Origin of the sequence: Methanobrevibacter sp. (genome assembly GCF_045130115.1) — an archaeon.
Lineage (GTDB): Archaea > Methanobacteriota > Methanobacteria > Methanobacteriales > Methanobacteriaceae > Methanocatella.
Window position 1 is genome coordinate 1 of record NZ_JBGUPC010000063.1, and the last position, 21725, is coordinate 21725.

General features: G+C 36.0%; 25 protein-coding genes. 11 read left to right on the forward strand and 14 right to left on the reverse strand.

Going from position 1 to position 21725, the window contains the following annotated elements; all coding sequences use genetic code 11:
* The 5 genes from ACJMML_RS10645 to ACJMML_RS10665 all read right to left on the reverse strand — a co-directional run.
* The coding region (locus tag ACJMML_RS10645; RefSeq protein WP_405307303.1) for a hypothetical protein at positions 1 to 456 on the reverse strand (456 nt) is incomplete at its 3' end.
* 34 nt (positions 457 to 490) lie between these two features.
* Complete coding sequence (locus ACJMML_RS10650; protein WP_295114578.1) at positions 491 to 625, reverse strand: hypothetical protein; 135 nt, start codon at positions 623 to 625, stop codon at positions 491 to 493.
* Positions 622 to 843 (reverse strand): hypothetical protein, encoded by a 222-nt coding sequence (locus ACJMML_RS10655; RefSeq protein ID WP_295114580.1) that lies wholly within the window; start codon positions 841 to 843, stop codon positions 622 to 624. The genes ACJMML_RS10650 and ACJMML_RS10655 overlap by 4 nt, the downstream gene beginning before the upstream one ends.
* Positions 824 to 1165, reverse strand: coding sequence for a hypothetical protein (locus ACJMML_RS10660; RefSeq protein WP_405307304.1), 342 nt, complete (start codon positions 1163 to 1165; stop codon positions 824 to 826). Before ACJMML_RS10660 ends, ACJMML_RS10655 begins: the two co-directional genes overlap by 20 nt.
* A gap of 150 nt (positions 1166 to 1315) precedes the next feature.
* Positions 1316 to 1474, reverse strand: a complete 159-nt coding sequence (locus ACJMML_RS10665) for a hypothetical protein (protein ID WP_295114584.1) — start codon at positions 1472 to 1474, stop codon at positions 1316 to 1318.
* 934 nt (positions 1475 to 2408) lie between these two features.
* On the opposite strand from ACJMML_RS10665, the gene ACJMML_RS10670 reads away from it, so the two are divergent.
* A complete protein-coding gene (locus ACJMML_RS10670) occupies positions 2409 to 2903 on the forward strand; it encodes a hypothetical protein (protein ID WP_295114586.1) in 495 nt (164 codons plus the stop codon).
* 523 nt (positions 2904 to 3426) lie between these two features.
* Here the strand turns inward: ACJMML_RS10670 and ACJMML_RS10675 are convergent.
* Positions 3427 to 3774 (reverse strand): hypothetical protein, encoded by a 348-nt coding sequence (locus ACJMML_RS10675; protein WP_295114588.1) that lies wholly within the window; start codon positions 3772 to 3774, stop codon positions 3427 to 3429.
* Between the two features lie 296 nt (positions 3775 to 4070).
* On the reverse strand, positions 4071 to 5204 hold the full coding sequence (locus tag ACJMML_RS10680) for a site-specific integrase (protein WP_295114589.1): 1134 nt from the start codon (positions 5202 to 5204) through the stop codon (positions 4071 to 4073).
* Between the two features lie 106 nt (positions 5205 to 5310).
* Between ACJMML_RS10680 and ACJMML_RS10685 the strand changes: the two genes are divergently transcribed.
* Positions 5311 to 5661 (forward strand): carboxymuconolactone decarboxylase family protein, encoded by a 351-nt coding sequence (locus ACJMML_RS10685; RefSeq protein WP_292844143.1) that lies wholly within the window; start codon positions 5311 to 5313, stop codon positions 5659 to 5661.
* 40 nt (positions 5662 to 5701) lie between these two features.
* On the opposite strand, the gene ACJMML_RS10690 is transcribed toward ACJMML_RS10685, so the two are convergent.
* Positions 5702 to 6631, reverse strand: a complete 930-nt coding sequence (locus tag ACJMML_RS10690) for a CPBP family intramembrane glutamic endopeptidase (protein WP_405307305.1) — start codon at positions 6629 to 6631, stop codon at positions 5702 to 5704.
* 142 nt (positions 6632 to 6773) lie between these two features.
* Here ACJMML_RS10690 and ACJMML_RS10695 point away from each other — a divergent pair, with 142 nt between their 5' ends.
* The gene (locus ACJMML_RS10695; protein ID WP_405307306.1) at positions 6774 to 7523 is read left to right on the forward strand and encodes an ABC transporter permease; all 750 of its coding nucleotides are present in this window, start codon (positions 6774 to 6776) and stop codon (positions 7521 to 7523) included.
* Positions 7524 to 7531: 8 nt separating this feature from the next.
* Positions 7532 to 8284 carry an ABC transporter ATP-binding protein gene (locus ACJMML_RS10700; protein WP_405307307.1) on the forward strand — a complete coding sequence of 251 codons (753 nt, stop codon included), beginning with the start codon at positions 7532 to 7534 and terminating at the stop codon, positions 8282 to 8284.
* Here the strand turns inward: ACJMML_RS10700 and thiD are convergent, their stop codons facing one another.
* Genes thiD through proS form a run of 3 tightly spaced genes read right to left on the reverse strand, consistent with a single transcriptional unit; the run spans position 8285 to position 11105 of the window.
* Positions 8285 to 9019: a bifunctional hydroxymethylpyrimidine kinase/phosphomethylpyrimidine kinase gene (gene thiD, locus ACJMML_RS10705; protein WP_405307308.1), complete on the reverse strand. Its 735-nt coding sequence runs from the start codon at positions 9017 to 9019 to the stop codon at positions 8285 to 8287.
* On the reverse strand, positions 9020 to 9694 hold the full coding sequence (cofC, locus tag ACJMML_RS10710) for a 2-phospho-L-lactate guanylyltransferase (protein ID WP_405307309.1): 675 nt from the start codon (positions 9692 to 9694) through the stop codon (positions 9020 to 9022).
* 7 nt (positions 9695 to 9701) lie between these two features.
* Positions 9702 to 11105 carry a proline--tRNA ligase gene (gene proS / locus ACJMML_RS10715; RefSeq protein WP_405307310.1) on the reverse strand — a complete coding sequence of 468 codons (1404 nt, stop codon included), beginning with the start codon at positions 11103 to 11105 and terminating at the stop codon, positions 9702 to 9704.
* Positions 11106 to 11234: 129 nt separating this feature from the next.
* Between proS and ACJMML_RS10720 the strand changes: the two genes are divergently transcribed.
* From ACJMML_RS10720 to ACJMML_RS10735, 4 genes are read left to right on the forward strand one after another with little or no spacing between them, the layout of a single operon-like run.
* Positions 11235 to 12278 carry an NAD(P)-dependent glycerol-1-phosphate dehydrogenase gene (locus ACJMML_RS10720; protein ID WP_405307311.1) on the forward strand — a complete coding sequence of 348 codons (1044 nt, stop codon included), beginning with the start codon at positions 11235 to 11237 and terminating at the stop codon, positions 12276 to 12278.
* Positions 12278 to 12715: a UPF0179 family protein gene (locus ACJMML_RS10725; protein ID WP_405307312.1), complete on the forward strand. Its 438-nt coding sequence runs from the start codon at positions 12278 to 12280 to the stop codon at positions 12713 to 12715. The genes ACJMML_RS10720 and ACJMML_RS10725 overlap by 1 nt, the downstream gene beginning before the upstream one ends.
* On the forward strand, positions 12716 to 13402 hold the full coding sequence (gene rpiA, locus ACJMML_RS10730; RefSeq protein WP_303738449.1) for a ribose-5-phosphate isomerase RpiA: 687 nt from the start codon (positions 12716 to 12718) through the stop codon (positions 13400 to 13402).
* An 8-nt stretch (positions 13403 to 13410) separates the two neighbouring features.
* On the forward strand, positions 13411 to 13626 hold the full coding sequence (locus ACJMML_RS10735; RefSeq protein WP_405307313.1) for a hypothetical protein: 216 nt from the start codon (positions 13411 to 13413) through the stop codon (positions 13624 to 13626).
* A gap of 44 nt (positions 13627 to 13670) precedes the next feature.
* Here ACJMML_RS10735 and ACJMML_RS10740 read toward each other — a convergent pair whose 3' ends face one another.
* Positions 13671 to 16694 (reverse strand): right-handed parallel beta-helix repeat-containing protein, encoded by a 3024-nt coding sequence (locus ACJMML_RS10740; protein ID WP_405307314.1) that lies wholly within the window; start codon positions 16692 to 16694, stop codon positions 13671 to 13673.
* A 333-nt stretch (positions 16695 to 17027) separates the two neighbouring features.
* On the opposite strand from ACJMML_RS10740, the gene ACJMML_RS10745 reads away from it, so the two are divergent.
* The 3 genes from ACJMML_RS10745 to ACJMML_RS10755 are packed head-to-tail and all read left to right on the forward strand — an operon-like array spanning position 17028 to position 19515.
* Complete coding sequence (locus ACJMML_RS10745; protein WP_405307315.1) at positions 17028 to 18758, forward strand: right-handed parallel beta-helix repeat-containing protein; 1731 nt, start codon at positions 17028 to 17030, stop codon at positions 18756 to 18758.
* Between the two features lie 56 nt (positions 18759 to 18814).
* Positions 18815 to 19219 (forward strand): secondary thiamine-phosphate synthase enzyme YjbQ, encoded by a 405-nt coding sequence (locus ACJMML_RS10750; protein ID WP_405307316.1) that lies wholly within the window; start codon positions 18815 to 18817, stop codon positions 19217 to 19219.
* A gap of 35 nt (positions 19220 to 19254) precedes the next feature.
* Complete coding sequence (locus tag ACJMML_RS10755; protein WP_405307317.1) at positions 19255 to 19515, forward strand: winged helix-turn-helix domain-containing protein; 261 nt, start codon at positions 19255 to 19257, stop codon at positions 19513 to 19515.
* A gap of 178 nt (positions 19516 to 19693) precedes the next feature.
* Here ACJMML_RS10755 and pheT read toward each other — a convergent pair whose 3' ends face one another.
* Complete coding sequence (pheT, locus tag ACJMML_RS10760) at positions 19694 to 21349, reverse strand: phenylalanine--tRNA ligase subunit beta (protein ID WP_405307318.1); 1656 nt, start codon at positions 21347 to 21349, stop codon at positions 19694 to 19696.
* A 17-nt stretch (positions 21350 to 21366) separates the two neighbouring features.
* On the reverse strand, positions 21367 to 21723 hold the full coding sequence (locus ACJMML_RS10765) for a hypothetical protein (protein WP_405307319.1): 357 nt from the start codon (positions 21721 to 21723) through the stop codon (positions 21367 to 21369).
* Between the last annotated feature and the right edge of the window lie 2 nt (positions 21724 to 21725).

The window sequence follows — 21725 nt, forward strand, 5'->3', positions numbered from 1 at the left end:
TCTGTTGGTTGCACGTGTTTTTGCAGTGGACATGATAGTGTGGTCTGAGACTTTGTCTTTTCCTTTTTCAGAACGGGAGCATAATGCGTCTGATTCAACGCTACGGCCATTAGGCAGTGTTGCCCTTACGCAGTAGTAGGCTTCACGCACTCTTCCCATTTTGGTTCTTTCCAATGATCTGTCAACTATGGTAGTGTCAACGTTGAATGCTCTTGAGAGCTTTTGCCATGCTGATTTCTTTTTGAAGTGTCTTTTCACTTTAACATAGTTTCCGTCTTCATCTTTTTCCTTAACAATTATTTCTTGATAGTCTGTTTCGTTTAATAATCCTTTACATAGTTTTTGATAAGCGTCCCACTGTTCAATAGCTACATCGACATCCGGAACGTTGTCTGCAGCTATTAATCCTGTTTCTTCAGGAACTTGTGGGTTTTCTATAAGTTCTGCCTTTACCATTTTATCACCTTCATGTTGATTGGAAGAATTCATTTTAGATTCCTCCGGTGCTGGTTGCTATACCAATCCAGCCAATTATTACAGCAAATATTATGCTCCCAATAAAGATTACTTTGGGATTCAAGTTCATCGGTTCCTCTTTAGGATATAATCTTGCCGGTTTGGTCATTGAAATAACCCCCTTTTGATGCTGATATCAATAATCCAATTCAGGTTGATTATTGTATGCCTTCCGCTTTTTCTGCGTATGAGCACTGTTTTATCGTCGAGGAATTTGAGTTCATCGGATTTGGTCAGTGAATAATAACAGTCTTCATCAATGGATGCAAATTCAATGAATAATCCGTCAGTAAGATTTTCCTGCATCTCAAGAAGTGTTTGTTCCATATTTGCCCTCCGGTTTGTTTTTCCTGAATCCGACAATGAATGCTTCTCCTCTTATGAATTTGATTAAGCCAATATCACCTTCAGTTGCATAGTGAATCAGTCCTAACAGCTTGGAGTGTATTAGTGTTTGGTATGCTTTTTCGCCACCATCCACCAATACGATACCGTCATCGTCAATGTAGAGGATTTCCTGTTCCACATCACCTTTGGCAACTTTGATCTCGCCATTGTGGGTGAGGATGCCATGGTAGTTGTCTTTGAACTGGTTAGGTAATGCGTATTGGTCTGCATCATGTTTTTCAAACGGTGAATAGCTGCTCATGTCTATTCACCTATTTGATCAATTTTATCAAACATTTCCCACATTTTGTCCCATAGCTCTTTGGGGACTGTAACGTATTGTACGCCATCAATTTCTTGTTCAAACATATTTTTTGACCTCTCTTGTGTTTTAAATATTTTTTATTCGTGTTTAGTCCAGTTTCATTATCTTGATTCTGTATGAATCGAAAAATTCCTTTTCATTGCGGATGTTTTCAGTTTCCTGAATTTCAGCAATTGCTTCTTCAAGTGCCATGAAGTTATTGAAAATTATTACTTCATTGGGTCGGGGTTTGATTACTTCACACATTATTTGGTGCCTCCTGTTTTCCCATTATGGGAGTGCATGATCAACAGTCTAAAACACATTGAGGCCAGAAGTCTTTGAAAAATAAAAATAGCATTCGAGTAAAATTAATTTTCCATCTCTTAACGAATATTTAGAATAAAATAAGTTTGCCATTGTTAATGTGGCAATATTTATATATTCCTTAAAATATACTAGATATTGGGTTAAGTTTTGAAAAGTATTAATTTTTAACAAAGTTTCGCGGCTCTGTTTAACTATTCTTATTTTTCTCTTACTGACCCCATAGGATTATATTAAAAAATAATATTTAGCTCGTTATTCATAATATAATCCTTTTTTTATAATCTGTTTTTTCTCATTACTTTTTTTGATATTTTACCTCCATAGATCACTGTTTAGGCCTCACCAAGAAAAAGTTGTACGAGCATGTAAAATTGCTCTGACTTCGTAATAATGGTGTGGGCCAATTACTTTGTTTGTAATTATCTCTATTTAAACATTTGCATTCTATTTTTTGCGATTCGATATTAATCTGTTCAGTTTTTTTTGAAATTTTTGTGTCCTTAAGCCTTGTGTTTTCACAAATTTTGCTAAACATTTCAACAGACTATTTCGACAAAAAAATCAGATTGTATAAAATTCAAATTGGAATGAAGCCTAACACTTGCCAGTGAAACGAAGTCATAATCAAAATACATATCAGGGCACTGTTTTCAGAGCATAACAATTGTCAAAAGTATTTATTCAAATATAATCAGATTATCATTTAAGTACAGTGTAAACTGCTGGTAGTTCAATGATATCAATTAATTTAAATGCCAATACGGCCATTTTGTTGAAGCGATTACTTTTCAAATGCTCTCACTTTCAGCTTAAATAATCCATCACATAAAACAATTAATCACTATTAATGAAAAAGTGAGGTATAAAAAAGATGATCCGCAAAAGCAATAAAAACCTGCTGAATTGGATTTACGAATATATAATTGATTTTACAGATGAAAAAGACGTTTCCGGATTGACTTGGACAAGCACACATGATGAGGCTTTGAAATTCCTCCATTCCATCCCTCAAAAAGAAAGGGTTCAAAGATACGGATTTTATTCAAGCCATTCAATTTTCTTCCTGGTGGATTCGCTAGATGAAATAACGGAGGTTTTAAAAAATGGATTTATTTCACAGCGGACCTGCAACATAATCTATAACTGGAATCTGGAAGTCGGACGTGAAAACTGGGATATGATAGATATTAAGGCAATGTCTCTTCAGGAAGGCATGGAATGGAATAGTACCAAACAGACATATGTTTCCAATCCCTTGAATCGGTTGGAAGAGCTGGGCCTCGTCGAATGCGTCAATCCTGAAGTGAAACGGGGAAAATTGTACAGATTAACCGAAAAGGGTGAGGAAATATTTGGGGACATATGATCTGGTTTTAATACGAAATGATTGATTCAGAATTTAATTATTCTGGATCAAATAACATTAACGGCTGGGGTTAGCTATTCAAAACTTACTTTCCGAAACCATTGCATATATATCCCAGTCCAAAATCTAAATCCAAATCCGAAACGGCGACCATTAATGTTAATGTCATCTTAGGAGTAGTAAGATTAAACTTGAATTAAAGCAAATTCTTAATAGAATTTCAGAAAATATGATAAATAAAAATGTAGGTATAAAACAAACCTTCAAATATATTTTAAACAAGGAATATTCCTGTTTAAAATACTTTTCATAGATAGCAGAATAATCTCTAGAATGATAACTACTTATAAGTAATATAATGCCGGGTAAAATTTCTAAAAAAGATTTGTTATTTAGTAATATAGATAAACCTGTGAAAATAATCAAAATTAATAAATATAGGCATATAGTAATTTTCTTTAATCCATATAATTCCTCATTAAATGACATTTAATCACCTAAATATAAAATAGGATAATTTAAATTAGGAATCTTCTCCTAATTTAATAATCAATATTGTTATTATAAATAATATCAAAAAAATTAATCCAAACCAATTAAAGTACCATAAAACTGAAACTACGCAAAGAATACCATATAAAACGCATAGATAATTATCATTTTCAATTTTATATGAAGATACATAAATAATGAAAGCCAATAAGATGTCAACAACTGTTGTTACAATCAAGGGTATCAGTAAATCAATATCTAAATATGCCCTCAGACCAAATTTAGTCAGCATGAAAATTATGAAAAGAATCCATAAAATAAAATAAAAATAAGCGATGCATCTTGCTAATTGACGACCATTCTCTTTTCGTACAAACATATATTGACCCTCTTGTTAATAGAATTAATATATCTTTACTTTACTATAAATATTTAATCAAATCATCAGAAGAACATTAACGCTAGCCATTAGCTATTCAAAACTTACTTTCTAGAATCCTTGCATATATATCCCAGTTTAAAAATCAAATCCAAATCCAAAAAGGTTGCCGTTAATGTCAAATCCAGTTCATCAAATTAAAAGAAAAATATTAGCTATTGATTATATCAGGGTTGGCATCAAGTATTAGGAATGTTTGGCAATGGCATTCAACAGGGTCAAATGCCATCACAAGATTATTTTCCTATCTGTGCTTTAAGGAGTTCAAAATCCTTTTTCATCGATCGGATATCTGCCACTTCTCGCTTAAGGACCTCAAGTTCAGTTTCCAATTTCTTTTTATCATTTTCCAGTTGCATGAACTCAGGAGACTTGATTGATAGCTTTTCAACATCCATATTGATTGTTACGGCAGGCAAATGCCTGATGTATTCATATTTCAACTCTTCAGGATTGGTCATGAAATAAACGGAATCAGTTACGTTTTTAGCCTTTCCCTGCAAATCGTTGACCTTGTCTATGCTCATGCCGTCGTTGTATAATGCGCTTGCATGGAATTTCCTCAGCATGTGGCTTCTGAATCTAGCATATTTTCCAACATTTCCAAGATTCAATGTATCGTTTATTTTTTGAAATGATCTTCCAAGATGTGTTGGGCTTACATCGAATAGGGGGCTGTCATTTTTAACTGAATCTGTGCGTGTTAAAATATATGCATTGATTGCATTTACTGCTTCTGGACTGCAATATGTGATATAATATTTGTTTGTTTTTTTCCTTCGGAGATTGAAGGTAGGCACGACATCATCCTTTTCGTTCAAGAAATCAATTACCTCAAAAATGTCCATTCTGCGCCTAGGTATATATTCTGATACTGCATCTATGTAATCCTGTATTGTTAAACTCAATGCTTCTGCTCTAGCACAACCGCTTGAACATGAAAACAGTATTATGGCTTTCATCAATGGTGAAGATATTTTAAATGCTTCCCTTATCACTTCTTTGTCAGGCAAATCCTTATAGTAGATTGGCTGAGGTTTTCTCAAAGACTGTTGGGTAACTCTAGGCAATGATTGTATTTCAATGTCATAGAATTTGTAAAAGAATTTGATGCTCCAGATGTGTTTTTTCACAGTGCTTGCAGCATAATTCTGTAACAGGTGGTGTCTGAATTCAATCAGTTTAGCTCTTAAACGGCAATTTTTCCATCTTACATTGTTCTTTTCATCTTCTTCAGCTTCCATCAGAAGTTCCTCAAGTGACATGTCGAAATATTCACAGTACTTCCGAAGTGAAAGGTTATAGTTGTTCTGTGTCTGTTTTGAATGATTGCAACTTAAACACATATTCTTAATGAGCTCGTTATTCATGCTATCACCTATGTATTTTATTTTTTAAATATTGTTAGAGAGAGCATTTGAAAAGTAATATTTTTCCGACAAAATATATAAGTATGACAACTTTCATACTATCTATATGAAAGGAGATGTATATTACGGAAAAGGAATCAGGGAACTCGAAGGCGAATATCCTGATTTATATGAATTGGTTTCTGATATAAACAGTACTGTTTGGAATGCTAAGGTATTGGATTATAAGACTCAAAAATTGATTGCTATCGGAATTGCCGCTTCACGTGCCGATGCAAGAGCTACCAAAAAACAAATCAGGAGCGCTATTGAAGTATTAGGCATTACAAAAGATGAAATCGTTGATGTCTTAAGAGTAGTCCTGTTGACTTCAGGTATGCCTGCATTCTCCAAATCACTTCAAATCTTAAACAGTGTTGTTGAAGCTATTGAAGAGGAAAGGGAAGATAAGGCATAATTCTTCTCTTATTTTTTTTAGTATTGTATTTTAATACAATTTAACCTAAAACCTGATAGACCATCTCACCTATAAAAAACAGAATAAAGAGAATCATCCCATAATTTAAGTATACTGTTCTAAATGGATTTTTCAGACTGATTTGTGTTTTTGAACCGTTGAATCTTGCCTTTTTGATTTTAGTCAGTCCGTAAAGCCCAATCAGTATAAAGATTAATATGATTGCAAAGTATCCCAGGATTACCAATGCATCAATGAGGTTGGAACTTGTTTGGATATTTGCAACTGAATTTGCAAGGATTAGGCTCACGACCGATCCCATAAAGTTCACAATTGCATGCAGGATTATTGTATAGGTTATCTTTCCTGTTTTGATGTAGACATATGCGAAAAATCCTCCCATCAGAAATGCATAGAAGAACTGGTTAAGGTTTCCGTGGAAAAATGCAAACACAACTGCAGATAGGATTATGGATACCTTTGCACCGTACTTGATTGTCTTGTCGATTAGAAATTTCCTGAAAATGATTTCCTCACATATCGGAGCGATTATGCTGATAAGCACCAGATTGATCCAGATGTTTGTGCTGTTGATGAGTTCCTGAACGGGATTTGAAATGTCATTTTGCATTGCACCGCTCAAAAGCATTGTAATGATTAAGCCGATTATGTTTCCAATCCACATTAATGTGATTGTAATTCCGGTGTATAGTATGAATGTTTTTGCACTGACGCTTTTCTTTTCGATTTCAACGTCATCCAATTTTTTCATCAGCCAATAGAAGATTGGAAATGGAAGGATGTAGCTGCATAATGATGATAATGCAGTCAATATGTTTATGTCACCCAGATATTCCGGATTTATTATGGAAATGATATTGACTATGATTATCTGAAATATTATTGCCATTATGCCCAGTATCAGGTAATTTGCCCCTATTTTTGAGAAAAACTTTTTATGAATGTTCAATTTTTCACCTATATTCATTAATTATATTTTTACAATATAAATCTTATTATAGTTTTTTTTGCACGAGGATATTTTTCTAAAGTTTTTATATTATTAAAACATAATTTAATATGTATAAAAAAATTTTTGATTAAGTGATTTAATGTTTGATAATTATAAGAATAAGTTTATTCCATTGATTTTACCAATCTGCATAATTATCTTCTGGTATCTGATTACTGAAGGATTGGGCATTGTCAATCCATACATCCTTCCCGGTCCGATTACAGTTTGTCAGTCCGCCTGGGAGTTAATATTGAATGGAAAGCTTCTAACAAACACTCTGGATACTTTATATAAAGTGTTTGGAGGTCTGATTTTGGCGGCTGTTGTTGCCATTCCTTTAGGAATTCTTCTTGGATGGTATAAGACTCTCGAAGACATTGCAACTTTGGTAATCAGTGTATTAAGGCCGATTCCTCCTGTTGCATGGATTCCATTTTCCATCCTTTGGTTTGGAATAGGTATGTTTCCGGCAGTTTTCATTATTTTCATGGGATGCGTATTCCCAATATTGGTCTATACAATTGATGGAGTTAAAAGAACTGATAATGTTTTAATCGAATCAGCTCAAACTTTGGGAGCAAGCGATTGGAATGTTTTAAAAAGGGTAATATTGCCCTCAACAGTTCCATATATTGTCTCTGGTTTGAAAGTTGGAATTGGTATTGCTTTGATGTGTACAATCTCAGCTGAAATGGTTGGTTCAAGCAGTGGTTTAGGTTATATGATTTTGACAGCAACTAGTTTATTCGATCCGGGTACAACAGTTGTTGGTATGTTAGATATAGGGTTAATAGGTATCATATTCGATTATGTATTTACTAAAGCCCAAGAAAGGATATTCTGGTAGGTGTTAATGTGTCAATTGAAGTAAAAAATATTAATAAATCATTTGTAAGTAAAAAGACAGACCAGCTATCAGTTTTGGAAGACATTAATTTAACCATTGATGATGGGGAATTAGTTTGTCTTTTAGGTCCTTCCGGTTGTGGAAAAACCACTCTGTTAAGATTAATTGCGGGTCTTGACCAGCCTAGCTCCGGTGAAATAATTGCCAACGGTGAAAAGGTTACCAAGCCATCTGGGGATAGGGCAGTAATTTTCCAGCAGTATTCATTGTTCCCATGGCTGACTGTCCTGCAGAATGTTACCTTTGGTTTGGAGATGACAAAAAAGGGTGCTAAAGAGGAAAATATTGCTGCCGCTGAGAGATACCTGACAAGTGTGGGTTTAATTGACTTTAAGGATAGCTATCCTCATGAACTTTCAGGTGGTATGAAACAAAGGGTTGCAATTATCCGATCCCTGCTTAATCATTCACCTATTCTTCTTATGGATGAGCCGTTTTCTGCATTGGATATGCAAAATAGACACAAGCTTCAGTCACAGCTCATAGGCGTTTGGAAAAGGTTCGAAAACACAATCGTTTTCGTAACCCACGATGTTGATGAGGCGGTGTATCTTGCAGATAAAATCGTCATCATGGGCAAAAACCCCGGAAGAATAGATAAAGTCATTGAAGTGGATATTGAAAGGCCAAGAAAAAGAGATTCAAAGGAATTCATTGCACTTCAAGAATCAATTGTAGAAAACTTAGATATGGGCGAATAGTTATATTTTAGCTATTAATGTCCCATAATTTCCATTTTTTATTCCTTCATAAACATAATCCATTGCCTTTAAACAGGAATCCATTAAAGAATTATTTTTTGCCAAATATGCTGTTATTGCAGATGACAGATTGCAGCCTGAGCCATGTAAATTTTCGGTTTCAATCAAATCCTGTTTTTTGATGGTTATTTCATCATTGATGTTGATTACATTGTTTCCGTCCAAATGTCCCCCGGTAATGAAACAGTTGCAATCTATAAGTTTTGTAGCTTTAACGGCATCTTTTTCATTATTGATATTGATTCCACTTAGTTTTTCAGCTTCACTGACATTTGGGGTGGTAAGCATTGATTTTGGAAGCAAGTATTTGTTAAATGCTTCGGCTATATCTTCTCCTGTCAAATCTCCGCCTGATGTTGCAACCATAACAGGGTCAACCACAGCCTTTAAGTCATACTCGCTAATCTTTTCAGCCACCAATTTGATTATTTCCGGTGAGTAGAGCATGCCTGTCTTGATGAATTCCACTTCGTAGGCATCCATTACTGAATCTATCTGCTCTTCAATATATTCAGGTGAAACTGCCTGTGTTGAAAAAAATTTATAGGGATTTTGAGAAGTCAGGGCGGTTACAATTCCTGTACCATAAACTCCAATTGCCTGAAATGTCTTCAAATCGGCAAAAACCCCTGCACCTCCTGACGGGTCGACGCCTGCAATGCTCATCACTATCATCTAATCAGCTCTTGTGACTTTAAGACGTTCGGATCCACGGAATGACTCGACATTGACCTTTAGCTCCTTTAGGTATTGTCGGGTGTGGGTTTTCTCGCCGTGAATCATGATTTCACCAAGATCTTCAGTGGTGTTGACGTCCAACGCCATGAAAAATGAATCATGAACCTGCGGATTCAGTTTTTTCCTTTCTGCAGCCTGAACATGTTCCTTATAGCTGAATCCTTCATATCTTGTTCTGATGGCCATCGGTTTCATTATGATCATGTTTGTTCCGCCGCCTTTTGATGGAACAATGATGAAATCCAGGCTTTTGGATGCGTCAATCAGCATCTGAACATTGGTTTTGCCAATCAATGGAATGTCTGAAGGAACTATAATTACCTTCCTTGTTTTGCCTTTGCAGATTTTCATTGCCTGTGTAAGGGCCTTGTTCAGGTTGGAATTGTCATTTTCCTGTATGGTGTTCACATTCAGGCTTTCAGCATAGCTTAACACATCTTCATCCCGGCTGATTATGAAAATCTTGTCCACATGCTTTTTTAAGGTATCGGTCACATCTCTAAGCATTGCCTTTAGGAGGTTTTCCCTCTCTTCGGCAGATAAAAATGGGGAAAGCCTGGTTTTTGCATTTTTGAATGTGGTTACTGGTATTATCGCATAAATGTTGTCCATATTATCACTAGTATGTTTTGGCAATTAAGGCAATGTATTTTGCATCTTTTCCGCTGGCTATGCATTTGCCTTCAGAGACTTCTTCCTGAATGCCTAAAACGTCATAGCCGGTTTTTTCTTCGATTTCATGACCGACATCTTCATCTCCGCACCAGTAGAATTTAACGACATTTCCGGATTCTACAAGTTCAGGAATCTCTTCAAGGTTTTCTGCAAATTTAACATGCTCATTCTGGAAGTCCCATGCCTGTGAGGATAAGTTTTCAGAAGATTTGTCCAATAAGTCAATCACATTGTCAACCAGATTGTCATCCAATTGAATTTCAATCTTTTCTCCTTCGTCACGTCTCATTGCAACGGTGATATTGTTTTCCAGGTCTCTTGGTCCAAGTTCAAGTTTGACAGGTGTTCCCCTAAGTTCCCAGTCGTTGAATTTTTTGCCTGGCCTGATGTCCCTGTCATCCAGCTGGACTCTCAATCCTGCTGCCTCTAACTGCTCTTTGATTTGTGAGCATTTTGCAAGAACTTCCTCTTTTCCTTTCTTGAATAGGATTGGAATTATGGTAACCTGATTCGGTGATACTTTTGGTGGTAAGCGTAATCCGGTTTCATCTCCATGAATTCCAATGACGGATGCGATAACCCTGTCGGACACTCCTGCACAGGTCTGATAAACCAATTTGTGTTCTCCGTCCTTGTCTTCAAAGGTAATGTCAAATGTTTTTGCGAATGTCTGGCCCAAATTGTGTATTGTACCTATTTGCAGGGTTTTGCCGTTTGGCATTATGACATCAAAGGCCATTGTATAGTCTGAACCAGGGAACTTGTCCCATTCAGGCCTTTTGGAGATTAAGTATGGGATTCCCAAATCATCAAAGAATTCCTTATACATTTCAATGAAGTCCTGGATTTGCTCGTCGGATTCCTCTTTGGTTGCGTGTGCGGTATGGGCTTCCTTGAAGGTAGTGATTTCCCTTACCCTGATTAGAGGTCTGGTATGTTTTGTTTCGTATCTGAAAGTGTTTACAATCTGATACATCTTGATTGGCAGGTCAATGTGTGTCCTGATCCATAATGAATACATCGGATAGATTGCGGTTTCACTGGTTGGCCTTAAGGCTAGCTGTTCGTTCAATTCAGTCTGTCCGCCTTTTGTTACCCAGTATACTTCATCCTCAAATCCCTTAACATGTATTCCTTCCTTTGCAAGTTCAGTTTCAGGAACAAGCATTGGGAACAGTACCTCATCATGGTCCTTATCCAATAAATTTTTAATAATGTTCATTGAATGTTTTCTTATCTGAAAACCGTATGGTCTCCAAACTGCCATTCCCTTAATAGGATATCTTGAATCGGTTATGTCTGCTTGTTCTAAAATGTCATGAAACCATTCGTCAAAATTTTCCACCATATCACCTAAAATAATTTTTTATAATATTAAATTATCTGTTTTTAATAAGTATTAAACTTATTTAAAGAAAGTTATTTATAATTGCCACTTAAATATATATTAATGTATAATTAACATTTAGGAGATATCATGAGCAACAGGAGAATACAGATGCCCCGTGAAGTTTACATTGATCCGGGCATTATAAAAGATACTGGTGAGATTTGCAAATCTTTGCATTTGGATAAAAAGATTCTAATCGTTACAGGTACCCATACATATGATGTTGGTGCAATACCTGTAATGGAAAGCCTTGAAAAGGAAGATATGGATTTTGATGTAGTCAAAGTTGACAGGGCATCCTATGAATCAATATCTGAAGTTGAAGAACTGATCACTCCGGACACAACCGTTTTAGGTGTTGGCGGAGGAAAGGTCATTGATGTGGCCAAGATATCTTCATATAATCAGGGCGTCTATTTTGTATCCATGCCAACAACTGCTTCTCATGACGGTATCGTATCTCCTTTGGCATCAATCAAAAACCCCAATACTTCAATATCAGCAACTGCACACTCTCCGATAGCGGTCATTGCAGATTCGGAAATCCTTGCACAATCCCCATTCAGGCTTTTGGCTGCAGGATGTGCGGATTTGATTGCAAACTTCACTGCCATCAAGGATTGGGAATTGGCACATAGACTGAAAAACGAATCCTTTTCGGAGTCTGCTGCTGCATTGTCAATAATGTCAGCTCACCTGATTACCGACAACATTGCCAATATCAAACCTAATCTTGAGCCTAGTGCAAGAATAGTCATGAAATCACTTTTCAGCGGTGGAATGGCAATAAGCATCGCAGGTTCATCAAGGCCTGCAAGCGGATCAGAGCATCTCTTTTCACATGCGTTGGATAAGATTCTCGACAAGCCTGCACTTCACGGCGAGCAGTGCGGTATTGGAACAATCATGATGATGTATCTTCATGGTGGGGATTGGAAGGCAATAAGGGATGCCTTAAAAGCCGTGCAGGCCCCTACCACTGCAAAAGAACTGAACATTGCTGAGGATGACATTATTGAAGCATTGATGATGGCTCATGAAATCCGACCTGAAAGATATACCATTTTAGGAGACAATGGAATTTCAAAAGAAGCTGCTTATGAACTGGCTTATAAAACAGAGGTGATTTAATGATAACATTGATAGGTATAGATTTAGCTAAAAAAGGTCAAGAGTTTATTTTTCTAGGTCCTGCCAAGGAATGTGAAGACTGCAGATTTAAGTCATCCTGTGTTGGAAACCTGGAAAAGAATAGGAAATATGTTGTAACTGAAGTAAAGGAAAACGAGCAGAACTGTCCGATACATGCTGAAGGCAAGGTAATTCCTGTTGAGGTTGACAGAGCCGAAATAGACATACTGACAACTTCAAAAAACATCTTTGAAGGATCAACATTTACATATAATGCTCCTGAATGCGATGAAAACTGCGATTATCATGACTTGTGTTTCCCTGAAGGATTGGTTGAAAACGACAAGTGCATAGTATTGGAAAACAATGGAAAGCATAAAGGGGAATGCAAGAAAGGCTTGAAACTTAATAACTTAACTTTGGGATTTGTGATTTAAATGAAAGATACTAGTAGCAATAGCTCTTCTAAAATGAATGCAGGATACAAAGCTGCAGAATATGTTGAAGATGGAATGGTTTTAGGACTTGGAACAGGTTCAACCACACACTTTTTCATTGAAAAGGTGGGCATGAGAATCAGAGATGAGGGAATAAATGTTATGGGAATTCCAACATCATTCCAGTCATTGTTGAAGGCCAAGGAATGGAATATTCCAATAACAACCTTGGAAGAGCATGACATCGACCTGTCCGTTGACGGAGCGGATGAAGTTGACTCTGAGTTTAATCTGATTAAGGGTGGAGGAGCTGCCCATACTAAAGAGAAGATTGTTGATTATGCTGCAGACAAATTCATAGTCATTGTTGACGAATCCAAAGTCGTTGACGAATTGGGAAATTTCCCTGTTCCAGTGGAAGTGCTTCCTGATGCGTCAAGGATGGTCATTAAGGAACTTGAAGACATGGGAGCAACCTGTGAGATAAGGATGGCCCAAAGAAAGGATGGTCCTGTAATAACCGACAACGGAAACTTTGTAATAGATGCCAAATTCGAAAAAATCGAATCACCTGCTCACTTGGAAATTGATTTGAATGCAATTCCGGGTGTTGTTGAAAACGGAATCTTTTCACAGATGGTTGATAAGGTAATCATCGGAACCGATGACGGCACCAAAGAGTTATAGTGATTCAAATGCCGATGTTTGACATTCCTGACATTAAGGATTTGACCTATAAGATTGCAATCGTATTTGGAGTCATAATTGTAATCTATGGTGTTTTGTGGCTATTGGTTAATTTGGGATTGATTCCAGCTATTATTGCAGCGGTATTTCCGCAGATAGTCCTTATAATCATTGGTCTGTTTATCATTTACACTGCTGTTGACCGCAGAAAAAAATATTACTGATTTTTTTTTAAAAAAAGAAAGTTTGAGAAGAGAAATAATCTCTTCTATTTCATTTTAATTTTAACTTTTGCGGTGGTTTTGCTAAAGTATTTGTTTCCTGTAAAAGTGACAGTGCTTTTGAAAGTTCCTTTTTTAGTGAATTTTTTAATTTTAAAGGTTGCTTTTCCTTTAGAATTAGTTTTGGCGGTGAACTTTTTATTCTTGATTTTGATAGTTACTTTAACTCCACTGATTGCTTTACCTGATTTAGATTTTAGGGTAATTGCATACTTTTTGGTTTTGGATTTAGCTTTAAATGTTTTCTTTTTGGCTGTAATTTTGCTTGCTTCTTTGGTTACTTTGATTGTAGCTTTTGCAGTTGTTGCTTTGTATGCATCATCGCCTTTGAATGTAATTGTTGCCTGTTTGGAGCCAGTTGCTGTAGCAGTTAATTTGAAAGTAGCTACACCATTGGAATTGGTTTTTGCAGTAATGGTTTTTCCATTGAAGTTAATGGTAACTTCTTTGTTTTCAAGAGCTTTTCCGTTGGATTTAAGGGTAACTTGATAGTTAGATCCTTTAGCGATAGCCTGCAAGTAGAATGTTTTTCCAGGAGCAGTCAATGCAGCGGAAGCTCTATCATCCACAACTGTAATTGCTGCTTCGGTATTGCCTGCCTTATTGTAATAGTCGCTGACGGTATGCACTTTTGCAGTATATGTTCCGGTTGTTAAAGCTAGATTGATGGAAGCGGTTCCGTTTTCATCAGTTATGAACTCTTGCACATTTCCATTGATGGTTACGGTTCCTGCTTTATTGGCCAGTGCTTTTCCGGTAATGTCCTTTAAGGTAATTTCCAATGTGCCTTTTTTGTATCCGACAGTCACATCAGCTGCACTTAGGTTCACATTTTTGGAGTCGCCGTAAGTTCCTACAACTTTTGCTCCGATTTTGTCATAATATTTATTTTCGGATTTTACAAGGAAATGTTCAAAGGTAGGTGGGAACGGTAATTTGTCAGGTTTGTATGTATTTTTACCTATAGTGACATTATAATATCCTCCACCAAGTATGATTGCAATTCTGCTTTTAATAAAGGTGTTGTCGAAAATATATTCATTTCCAGATCCATAACAGGTAATTGAACTGATTTTTGAGTTGGATATTGTATTTCCGTAAACCTTATGTCCGCTGGAATGTAGGAGGTATATTCCTTCTTTAGAACCGGAAACGCTGTTGTTAAAGACAGTAACTCCACTTCCCTGATTGAATCTTACGTCTATACCGTGGTTGTATGCATTGGTGATAGTATTATTTGCGATTATTGAATTTTTACATCCGAAGCATAGTATTCCTGTTGTGTACTGATTGCTTACTTTGTTGTTTGTGATTATTGCATTTGGACGTCCTTGTTGTCTTTCACCTATAAACATACCCCATGAAGCACCATTAATATTACATTGGGTAATGGTAAGGTTTGGACTGAGTATTGAATAGATACCCGCTGTACAGTATTCTCTTAGATTTTGGTTTGTTCCGATTGTTGTGGTGTCATATCCAGGATATCTGCATTCAATATTTAATTTGCTCACAGTAATGTCTGAAGCATTCATGCAGTATAATACAGCTGAATAACTTACTCCGAATCCTCCTTCATTGGTTTTGTTTTTTATTCTTTCAGGAACCAAATCAAGGCTTGCGGATTCATAACTGATTAATGTTGCATTGTTTCCAATCACTTTAATGTTCTTTTCGATGTAAATGCTGATATTTACAAATATTGCGTTTTCTTCAAAAATTAATGTGTCCCCATCTTTCATGTTATTGATTCTGTTCTGAATTTCTTCATTTGTCATTCCAGAGGTTATTAACACTTCATCGCCTGTTGGTTTTAAGATGGTGTTATAGTCAATAACGATAGGTCCTGGAATAGGGATTTCACTATATTCCACATATGTGATGTTTGAAAGGCTGCTGTCAGTGTGGGTACCCATCATTGAGTCCATACTTGCATAATCGGCTTTTGCTTCAGCAACATAATATTGGAAAGACGGTGGGAACGGCAATTCATCAATTTTCCATTCATTTGTTCCAATGGTAATGTTATTGTATCCGGTATAAGCTCCTCCTTGAGGTGCTCCTCCACCTAAAAGAATGCCTATTCTAGAGTTGTATAACTTATTGTCTTTGATGGTAATATGGCTTGCACCACAACATGTAATTGAACTTACAGTACAATTGATAATTGTATTTCCAGTTACAACATGTTTAGGTGAGTGCAATAGGTAAATTCCCTCTTTTGAACCGATAACAGTGTTGTTTAATACTTTAACATTTGGTCCGACACCATGCCTTACATCAATACCGTGATTTTTGGCATTGATTATTGTATTGTATCTGATTATGGTTCTTTTTGATTGGAAGTTCAGGATTCCGGTAATCAACTGATTCCTGATTGTATTGTTCTCTATTGTTCCATCATCACAATTTTGGAACCAGATACCCCAGGAACAGCCATCAATTGTAATGTTGGATATTGTGGTATGGTTTGAAAAATAGTTATATATTACACAATTTGTGTATTTTGGATCATCAGTTCCGGTTGGGGTTGCAGTCCCACTGTTTGCACCTGCAACAAAATTAATGTCTTTCAAAACGACATCATTTGCCTTAAGGATATATAAAGTTGCTTTATTGGTAATGGCATATCCTCCATCGGTTGTTTTGTTCATTATGATGTCTGGAATATTATCATTGCTTGGGTTGTCATAACCATATAATGTGGCACCATTACCGTTGATTGTCACGCTTTTATTAATGTAGATGCAGATGTCATGATAGTCTCCCTTTTGGAAGTTTAATGTATCTCCATCGTCCAAGGTATTGATTTTTTCTTGAATCTGATTATTGTTATCTGTAGTTTCAATTGTAACTTCTTTGCCAGCTGCAATGTTATTATCTTCGGACACTTCCAATATGTCGCCAGCATTATTGTCAATATTGGAGGCGTCTTCTGCGGATATTGCATTTGTAGCTAAGAATACAATTAATACTAACAAAACAGCTAATATTAAACTCTTCTTATTCATAATATTTTCCTCTAAAATCTTTTTAAACAATTACTTGATCATAAAAAATTATATCGATAAGCAATTAATTTAATATTGATTTTCATATTATTTAAATTAAAATGTCTTAAATTCTTGATATAACATTGTTAAGAATAGTTATTTGTTGTAATTTGACTCATATCGTTTTAAATTTTTAATATAATGCCGTTATATAGGTTAGATTTATATATATTTGATATCAAAATATTATCATTAATCAATATTATTCACATAGATAAATTTTTACTTTTGAGGTTAATTTTTCTATTAAAATTATTTGATTATAAAAATAGTAATTAGGAAGTTTTTAATATGGATAAAAAAGTATTTAATCTTTTTTTCATATCATTATTGTTCTTATTCTTAGTTTCATCAGTCAGTGCAACTGATATTCAGGATGACAATATGACTATCCTTTCTAGTGGAAGTAATCATTTCATCACTTCCGATTTGTCAAATGATGATATACAGTCACAATTTGATAATGCAAATGATGGAGACACTTTTGAATTTACAGACCCTGAGTATCAGGACATATCTTTGGTTGTAGATAAGAAATTGAACATCATTTCAAAAAAGGATAGTGTAGTTTATGTATCTGATGAAGTGAGCGATAAAGCTAGGGATATGGGAATAGATAAAACTTTCGGATTTTACTTTACATCAAACGCAGCAGGCAGCGTTTTATCTGGAATAACTCTCATTGCTTCTAACGGTGATTATGGAATTGTGGTAGATAACTCAAATAATATCAAAATAACCAATAATGATGTTACTGGTGGAGGAAATGGTGTTTTGATAAAGAATTCAGATAAAATTACCATGTCTGAAAACGACATTTCAAAAGCCAAGCAAAATGGAGTTCAGCTTCAAAATGTAAAGAATAGTATTATTGAGAGGAATGTTATTTCACTCAATAAAAAATCAGGCATCGAAACATCAAACATTGAATATTGCAAAATATTGAACAATACTATTCATCACAACGGCTTGAACGGAATTTCCACATTCAACAAATCTTCACATACTTTAATTTCAGGAAACAATGTTTATGAGAATACCAACGGAATTTACATCAATTCCACATCAACCAATGATGTTGTAAAGTCAAATTCCATGACTCATAACCGGAAAGACCCAAGGTCCAGCATGGGAGGATTCGAAACCGGTAACGGGTTGCTGTTTGGATCAGGGTTTAAAAGCAAAGGAGATTCAATACTTAAAGTCGAATATAATTATCTGGCTCACAATGAATTCTATCAGGCCAAAAATTATTGGGAAAATGAAAACTTTGAATTAGGTCAGAATTGGTACAATTCAAATCATCCTACAAACACATTTGTCTGCCCAAGACTTTTGGCATCTCTAATGACATTGGATACATTTTCCGTCAGTAATACATTAACCCTTCAGCTAAGGGATTCCTCCGGAAGGGCGGTCAATGAGTTTGCAACATTCCAGACAAATGTTGAAGTCGATGGAAACGTGTATACTGCAACTTTTGTCAACGGTAGGGCTAGCGTTACTCAGTTGGACCCTAATGTCGACCATAATGTCAGAGTTCAGATTGCCGATGAATATTACAGATATGATGTTAGGGATGCATCCGGTGAAACTGGTGATGCAAAGGATTCAAAAACTTCAGCAAGTGATGATAATTCCGGTTCTAGCGGAAGCAGTGCAAGTGGAACTTCTGAAGTTCAGGGAAATTCCAATTCCCAAGGCGCTTCAAATGGGGGAGATTCATCAGGTTCACATATTGCAAATTCAGACAAATCAGGCAATTATGGAACTAACAGTTCAGATATTCCAGCTCAAGACACATCTGATAACGGTAATGATGCACTGTCCAATGGTGATTTAAATGCAGGTGATTCCGGAAGCGGTGATGCAATGGATGAAGGAAAAGCATATGAGATAATTCCTCCGGTCACAACATCAAAAGAGCTTACCAATACATCAGGGCTTGTGGTATTAAGTATTCTATCTATCATGGGAATGCTTATCTATGGATATTGGCGTAAAGATGAATTCGAACATTAAAATTTTCCTTTTTTTCTTTTTTAATTTATTAACTACTTTTAACAAATAATTAATCAATGACAGTCAAAATTCATTCCATAAAAATAAATACGAACAGAAACTTTGAAATCATTGACATCACATCTAAAATCAACGAACTGATTGATGTTGAAAACGGAATAATCTCCATTTTTTCAAAACATTCCACATCAGCCATTGTTGTCAATGAAAACGAATCAGGACTATTGAACGATTTGGAATTCACTTTAGATAATCTCATTACTGATAAGTTCACATATCAGCATGACAGAATCGATGACAATGCAAAGTCCCACCTGAAATCATTTCTGCTTTCATCAAGTGAGTGTCTTCCAATCAAAAACGGCAGGTTGGATTTGGGCACCTGGCAGTCAGTTTTTTTCATTGAACTCGATGGGCCAAGACATAACCGAACCATAAGTTTAACAATAATAGGAGAATAATATATTAATAAGATGTGAATAAGCGGAGAATTTTTATGGATGATGAAACTTTAAAAACTTATGGATATGTAATCAGCTCTTCCTATAGGGAAAGATCAGTTAAATCTCTTAACAATAGCGACAAGATACCGACCGATTTGGCGGAAGACATCGGTATTCGTACCAATCACATTTCAAAGGTCTTGCGTGAGCTTAAGGAATGTGGGGTTGCGGAATGCATAAATGAGGAAAAACGTAAAAACAGAGTATACAGGCTGACACCTAAGGGTGAAGATGTAGCTAAACTTATTGATTAATGATAATTTTTTAATGTGGTGTTTTTAAATTGAGGAGATGGACAATAATTTTAATAGCTATTATAATTATTTTATTTATTTTGATACTCATCTTTAATTATTATGGCACTTCACCGCAGGTCAACGAGTACGCCCAAATGGAAATCGAGATGAGAAAATTGTGGTATTGAAAAAGAATTTAATTTAGAAATTCTATTTCAAACGCAATAACTGGGTATTCTAAAGTAAAGTTTGTAATTACTTCAGGGGAAACCTCACCAAAGAAACCTTTAATGGAGCCTTTTTCAGCTGCACCGGCAACATCTGCTACTCTTCCCGGAATGAATGTCTTGTTTTCGCTGTCAGATATTTCCATTGAATATCCGAGATTGGCCAATACGCTTGTAACGACAGATTTTATTTCTGTAAAGTTTGCGGATGAATGGCAGATTACTCCAGCTAATTTTTTGGAAGCGACAGTCTTGTTTTCTGTGCTTTCGTCCAGGTATAGGACATCGCCTATTTCAAAGATCTTTTGAGGCAGGTCCTCATGCTTGTTGTCCTCCAAGAATTCCATTAGGGAATTGATTAGGCTTGTTCTGATCATGGTTCTGTCAATTGTAATTGGCCTTGCAACCTGAACATGAGGCTTTTCTTCCTGATTCATGTTTTTGTAGTGTGCTTCCTCACTGGTGAGCATCAGGCTCATGATTTCCTGGAATCCTAAACCAATCATCACTTCACGGATTGTGCTTTCTGCCTTAAACCAGTTGTTTTCATAAGCAACAGTATTGATGTCAGGCAATTCAGCCACAACGTCGTTGATGTGGTATTGCACTGCGATATTTTCAACAATATCGACTTCGTGCAGGATGTCCACCCTGTATGCAGGGATGATTGCCTTAACCTCATTGTCATCAATGATTTCAGCATCAAAACGGGCCTTTAAAAGCAAATCATGAATGTCCTGTGCAGTCAGGCTGGTTCCTCCAATCAGTTCATTGGCTGTATCGACATGAACATTCATCTCTTGCGGAGTCAAATCAGGAGTCTTGATGGTCTTGTCTTCATATCTGACTTCCATGGATTTGATCTGCCCTCCAACTTCAGCAAATGATGAACAGATAATATTTAATGCCTGGTTGACTGCCCTTTCGTCAGTACCTGTAACATCAACAATGATATTGTGAGTGTCCTCTTTAAGTTTGGTTAGCTCTCCGTTAATGATTGGAGGCATTGATAGGACATTATCGTCTTTGTCTAGGATTAATGGATATTTGTCAAAGTCTTCAATCAAATGAGCATAGTCCTTACCTTTGTCATGCTCTGTCAAGATTTCATTTGGAGTCATTTCTGTGTCTTTTTCTAAAGGAACGAAAGCGTTTGCATCTTTAGGTGTTGCAATATATTTGAATGGACCTTTAACAACATCTGCATTGTGGATACCGATAGCGACCTTTTTTCTGTCCCTTCCGATAACCCAATGGAGGTTTTCCTGGAAGTCCATGCAGTACTTGAGCTTGTCGCCAGCAAAGTCAACATTGTCGATTTTTGCAAATCCGATATATGGCCTGATTGCCGCAACATCCTTGTCTACAGTTACATATTCTCCGGATTCTTCAACATTATAGTCTGGAAAACCGATTTCCTGGCCGATAAATCCCTTAAAAGATCTGGCTACTCCTTCAACAGACAAATTGTCAGGTCTGTTAGGGAAAAATTCCACTTTGATTTCCTCGTCATCAAAGTCTTCAATGTCACTAGACATCATCGGTAAGGTGTCTATCAATTCGTCTTTTTCCATATCTATTCCTAAATCTTTTAAATCTTGATATTTGAATGTTATAACTGGCATTTAATAACTCCATTACTTTATAATCCATAAATTAAAATGAAAAATAGAGATTCAACTAGAAAGTGAAGCGCTCTATGTTCTAACTCGCCCATATTGCGTATGAATACTGTATGGGTTACATCAATTACAAAATGAATAAGGGCCGCTAGAAGTCCAATAGTTGGATTTAAAAACACCATTGAAACTACGATGAAATGAAATCCTGCTTCCATTATCTCATGAACTACCCATGTTTGCCAGGTAGAATGGGTGGATTGTTGGATTATGCCACCTAAAAGTATGTAGAAATTATTTAAAACTTTCCACATTAAAGCGGTGTGTAATATATCGCTCATAGCTAAAATGATTGCAACATAAAACCATAATAAATTCATTT

What these genes read in the sequence shown, in the direction of transcription:
- ACJMML_RS10740 (WP_405307314.1), bottom strand. Translation starts at nt 16,694, where the DNA reads ATGAATAAGAAGAGTTTAATATTAGCTGTTTTGTTAGTATTAATTGTA.
- ACJMML_RS10735 (WP_405307313.1), top strand. Translation starts at nt 13,411, where the DNA reads ATGCCGATGTTTGACATTCCTGACATTAAGGATTTGACCTATAAGATT.
- ACJMML_RS10755 (WP_405307317.1), top strand. Translation starts at nt 19,255, where the DNA reads ATGGATGATGAAACTTTAAAAACTTATGGATATGTAATCAGCTCTTCC.
- rpiA (WP_303738449.1), top strand. Translation starts at nt 12,716, where the DNA reads ATGAAAGATACTAGTAGCAATAGCTCTTCTAAAATGAATGCAGGATAC.
- ACJMML_RS10650 (WP_295114578.1), bottom strand. Translation starts at nt 625, where the DNA reads ATGACCAAACCGGCAAGATTATATCCTAAAGAGGAACCGATGAACTTG.
- ACJMML_RS10675 (WP_295114588.1), bottom strand. Translation starts at nt 3,774, where the DNA reads ATGTTTGTACGAAAAGAGAATGGTCGTCAATTAGCAAGATGCATCGCT.
- ACJMML_RS10765 (WP_405307319.1), bottom strand. Translation starts at nt 21,723, where the DNA reads ATGAATTTATTATGGTTTTATGTTGCAATCATTTTAGCTATGAGCGAT.
- proS (WP_405307310.1), bottom strand. Translation starts at nt 11,105, where the DNA reads ATGGTGGAAAATTTTGACGAATGGTTTCATGACATTTTAGAACAAGCA.
- ACJMML_RS10655 (WP_295114580.1), bottom strand. Translation starts at nt 843, where the DNA reads ATGGAACAAACACTTCTTGAGATGCAGGAAAATCTTACTGACGGATTA.
- ACJMML_RS10670 (WP_295114586.1), top strand. Translation starts at nt 2,409, where the DNA reads ATGATCCGCAAAAGCAATAAAAACCTGCTGAATTGGATTTACGAATAT.
- ACJMML_RS10680 (WP_295114589.1), bottom strand. Translation starts at nt 5,204, where the DNA reads ATGAATAACGAGCTCATTAAGAATATGTGTTTAAGTTGCAATCATTCA.
- thiD (WP_405307308.1), bottom strand. Translation starts at nt 9,019, where the DNA reads ATGATAGTGATGAGCATTGCAGGCGTCGACCCGTCAGGAGGTGCAGGG.
- ACJMML_RS10665 (WP_295114584.1), bottom strand. Translation starts at nt 1,474, where the DNA reads ATGTGTGAAGTAATCAAACCCCGACCCAATGAAGTAATAATTTTCAAT.
- pheT (WP_405307318.1), bottom strand. Translation starts at nt 21,349, where the DNA reads ATGCCAGTTATAACATTCAAATATCAAGATTTAAAAGATTTAGGAATA.
- ACJMML_RS10685 (WP_292844143.1), top strand. Translation starts at nt 5,311, where the DNA reads ATGAAAGGAGATGTATATTACGGAAAAGGAATCAGGGAACTCGAAGGC.
- ACJMML_RS10720 (WP_405307311.1), top strand. Translation starts at nt 11,235, where the DNA reads ATGAGCAACAGGAGAATACAGATGCCCCGTGAAGTTTACATTGATCCG.
- cofC (WP_405307309.1), bottom strand. Translation starts at nt 9,694, where the DNA reads ATGGACAACATTTATGCGATAATACCAGTAACCACATTCAAAAATGCA.
- ACJMML_RS10745 (WP_405307315.1), top strand. Translation starts at nt 17,028, where the DNA reads ATGGATAAAAAAGTATTTAATCTTTTTTTCATATCATTATTGTTCTTA.
- ACJMML_RS10660 (WP_405307304.1), bottom strand. Translation starts at nt 1,165, where the DNA reads ATGAGCAGCTATTCACCGTTTGAAAAACATGATGCAGACCAATACGCA.
- ACJMML_RS10750 (WP_405307316.1), top strand. Translation starts at nt 18,815, where the DNA reads ATGACAGTCAAAATTCATTCCATAAAAATAAATACGAACAGAAACTTT.
- ACJMML_RS10695 (WP_405307306.1), top strand. Translation starts at nt 6,774, where the DNA reads ATGTTTGATAATTATAAGAATAAGTTTATTCCATTGATTTTACCAATC.
- ACJMML_RS10725 (WP_405307312.1), top strand. Translation starts at nt 12,278, where the DNA reads ATGATAACATTGATAGGTATAGATTTAGCTAAAAAAGGTCAAGAGTTT.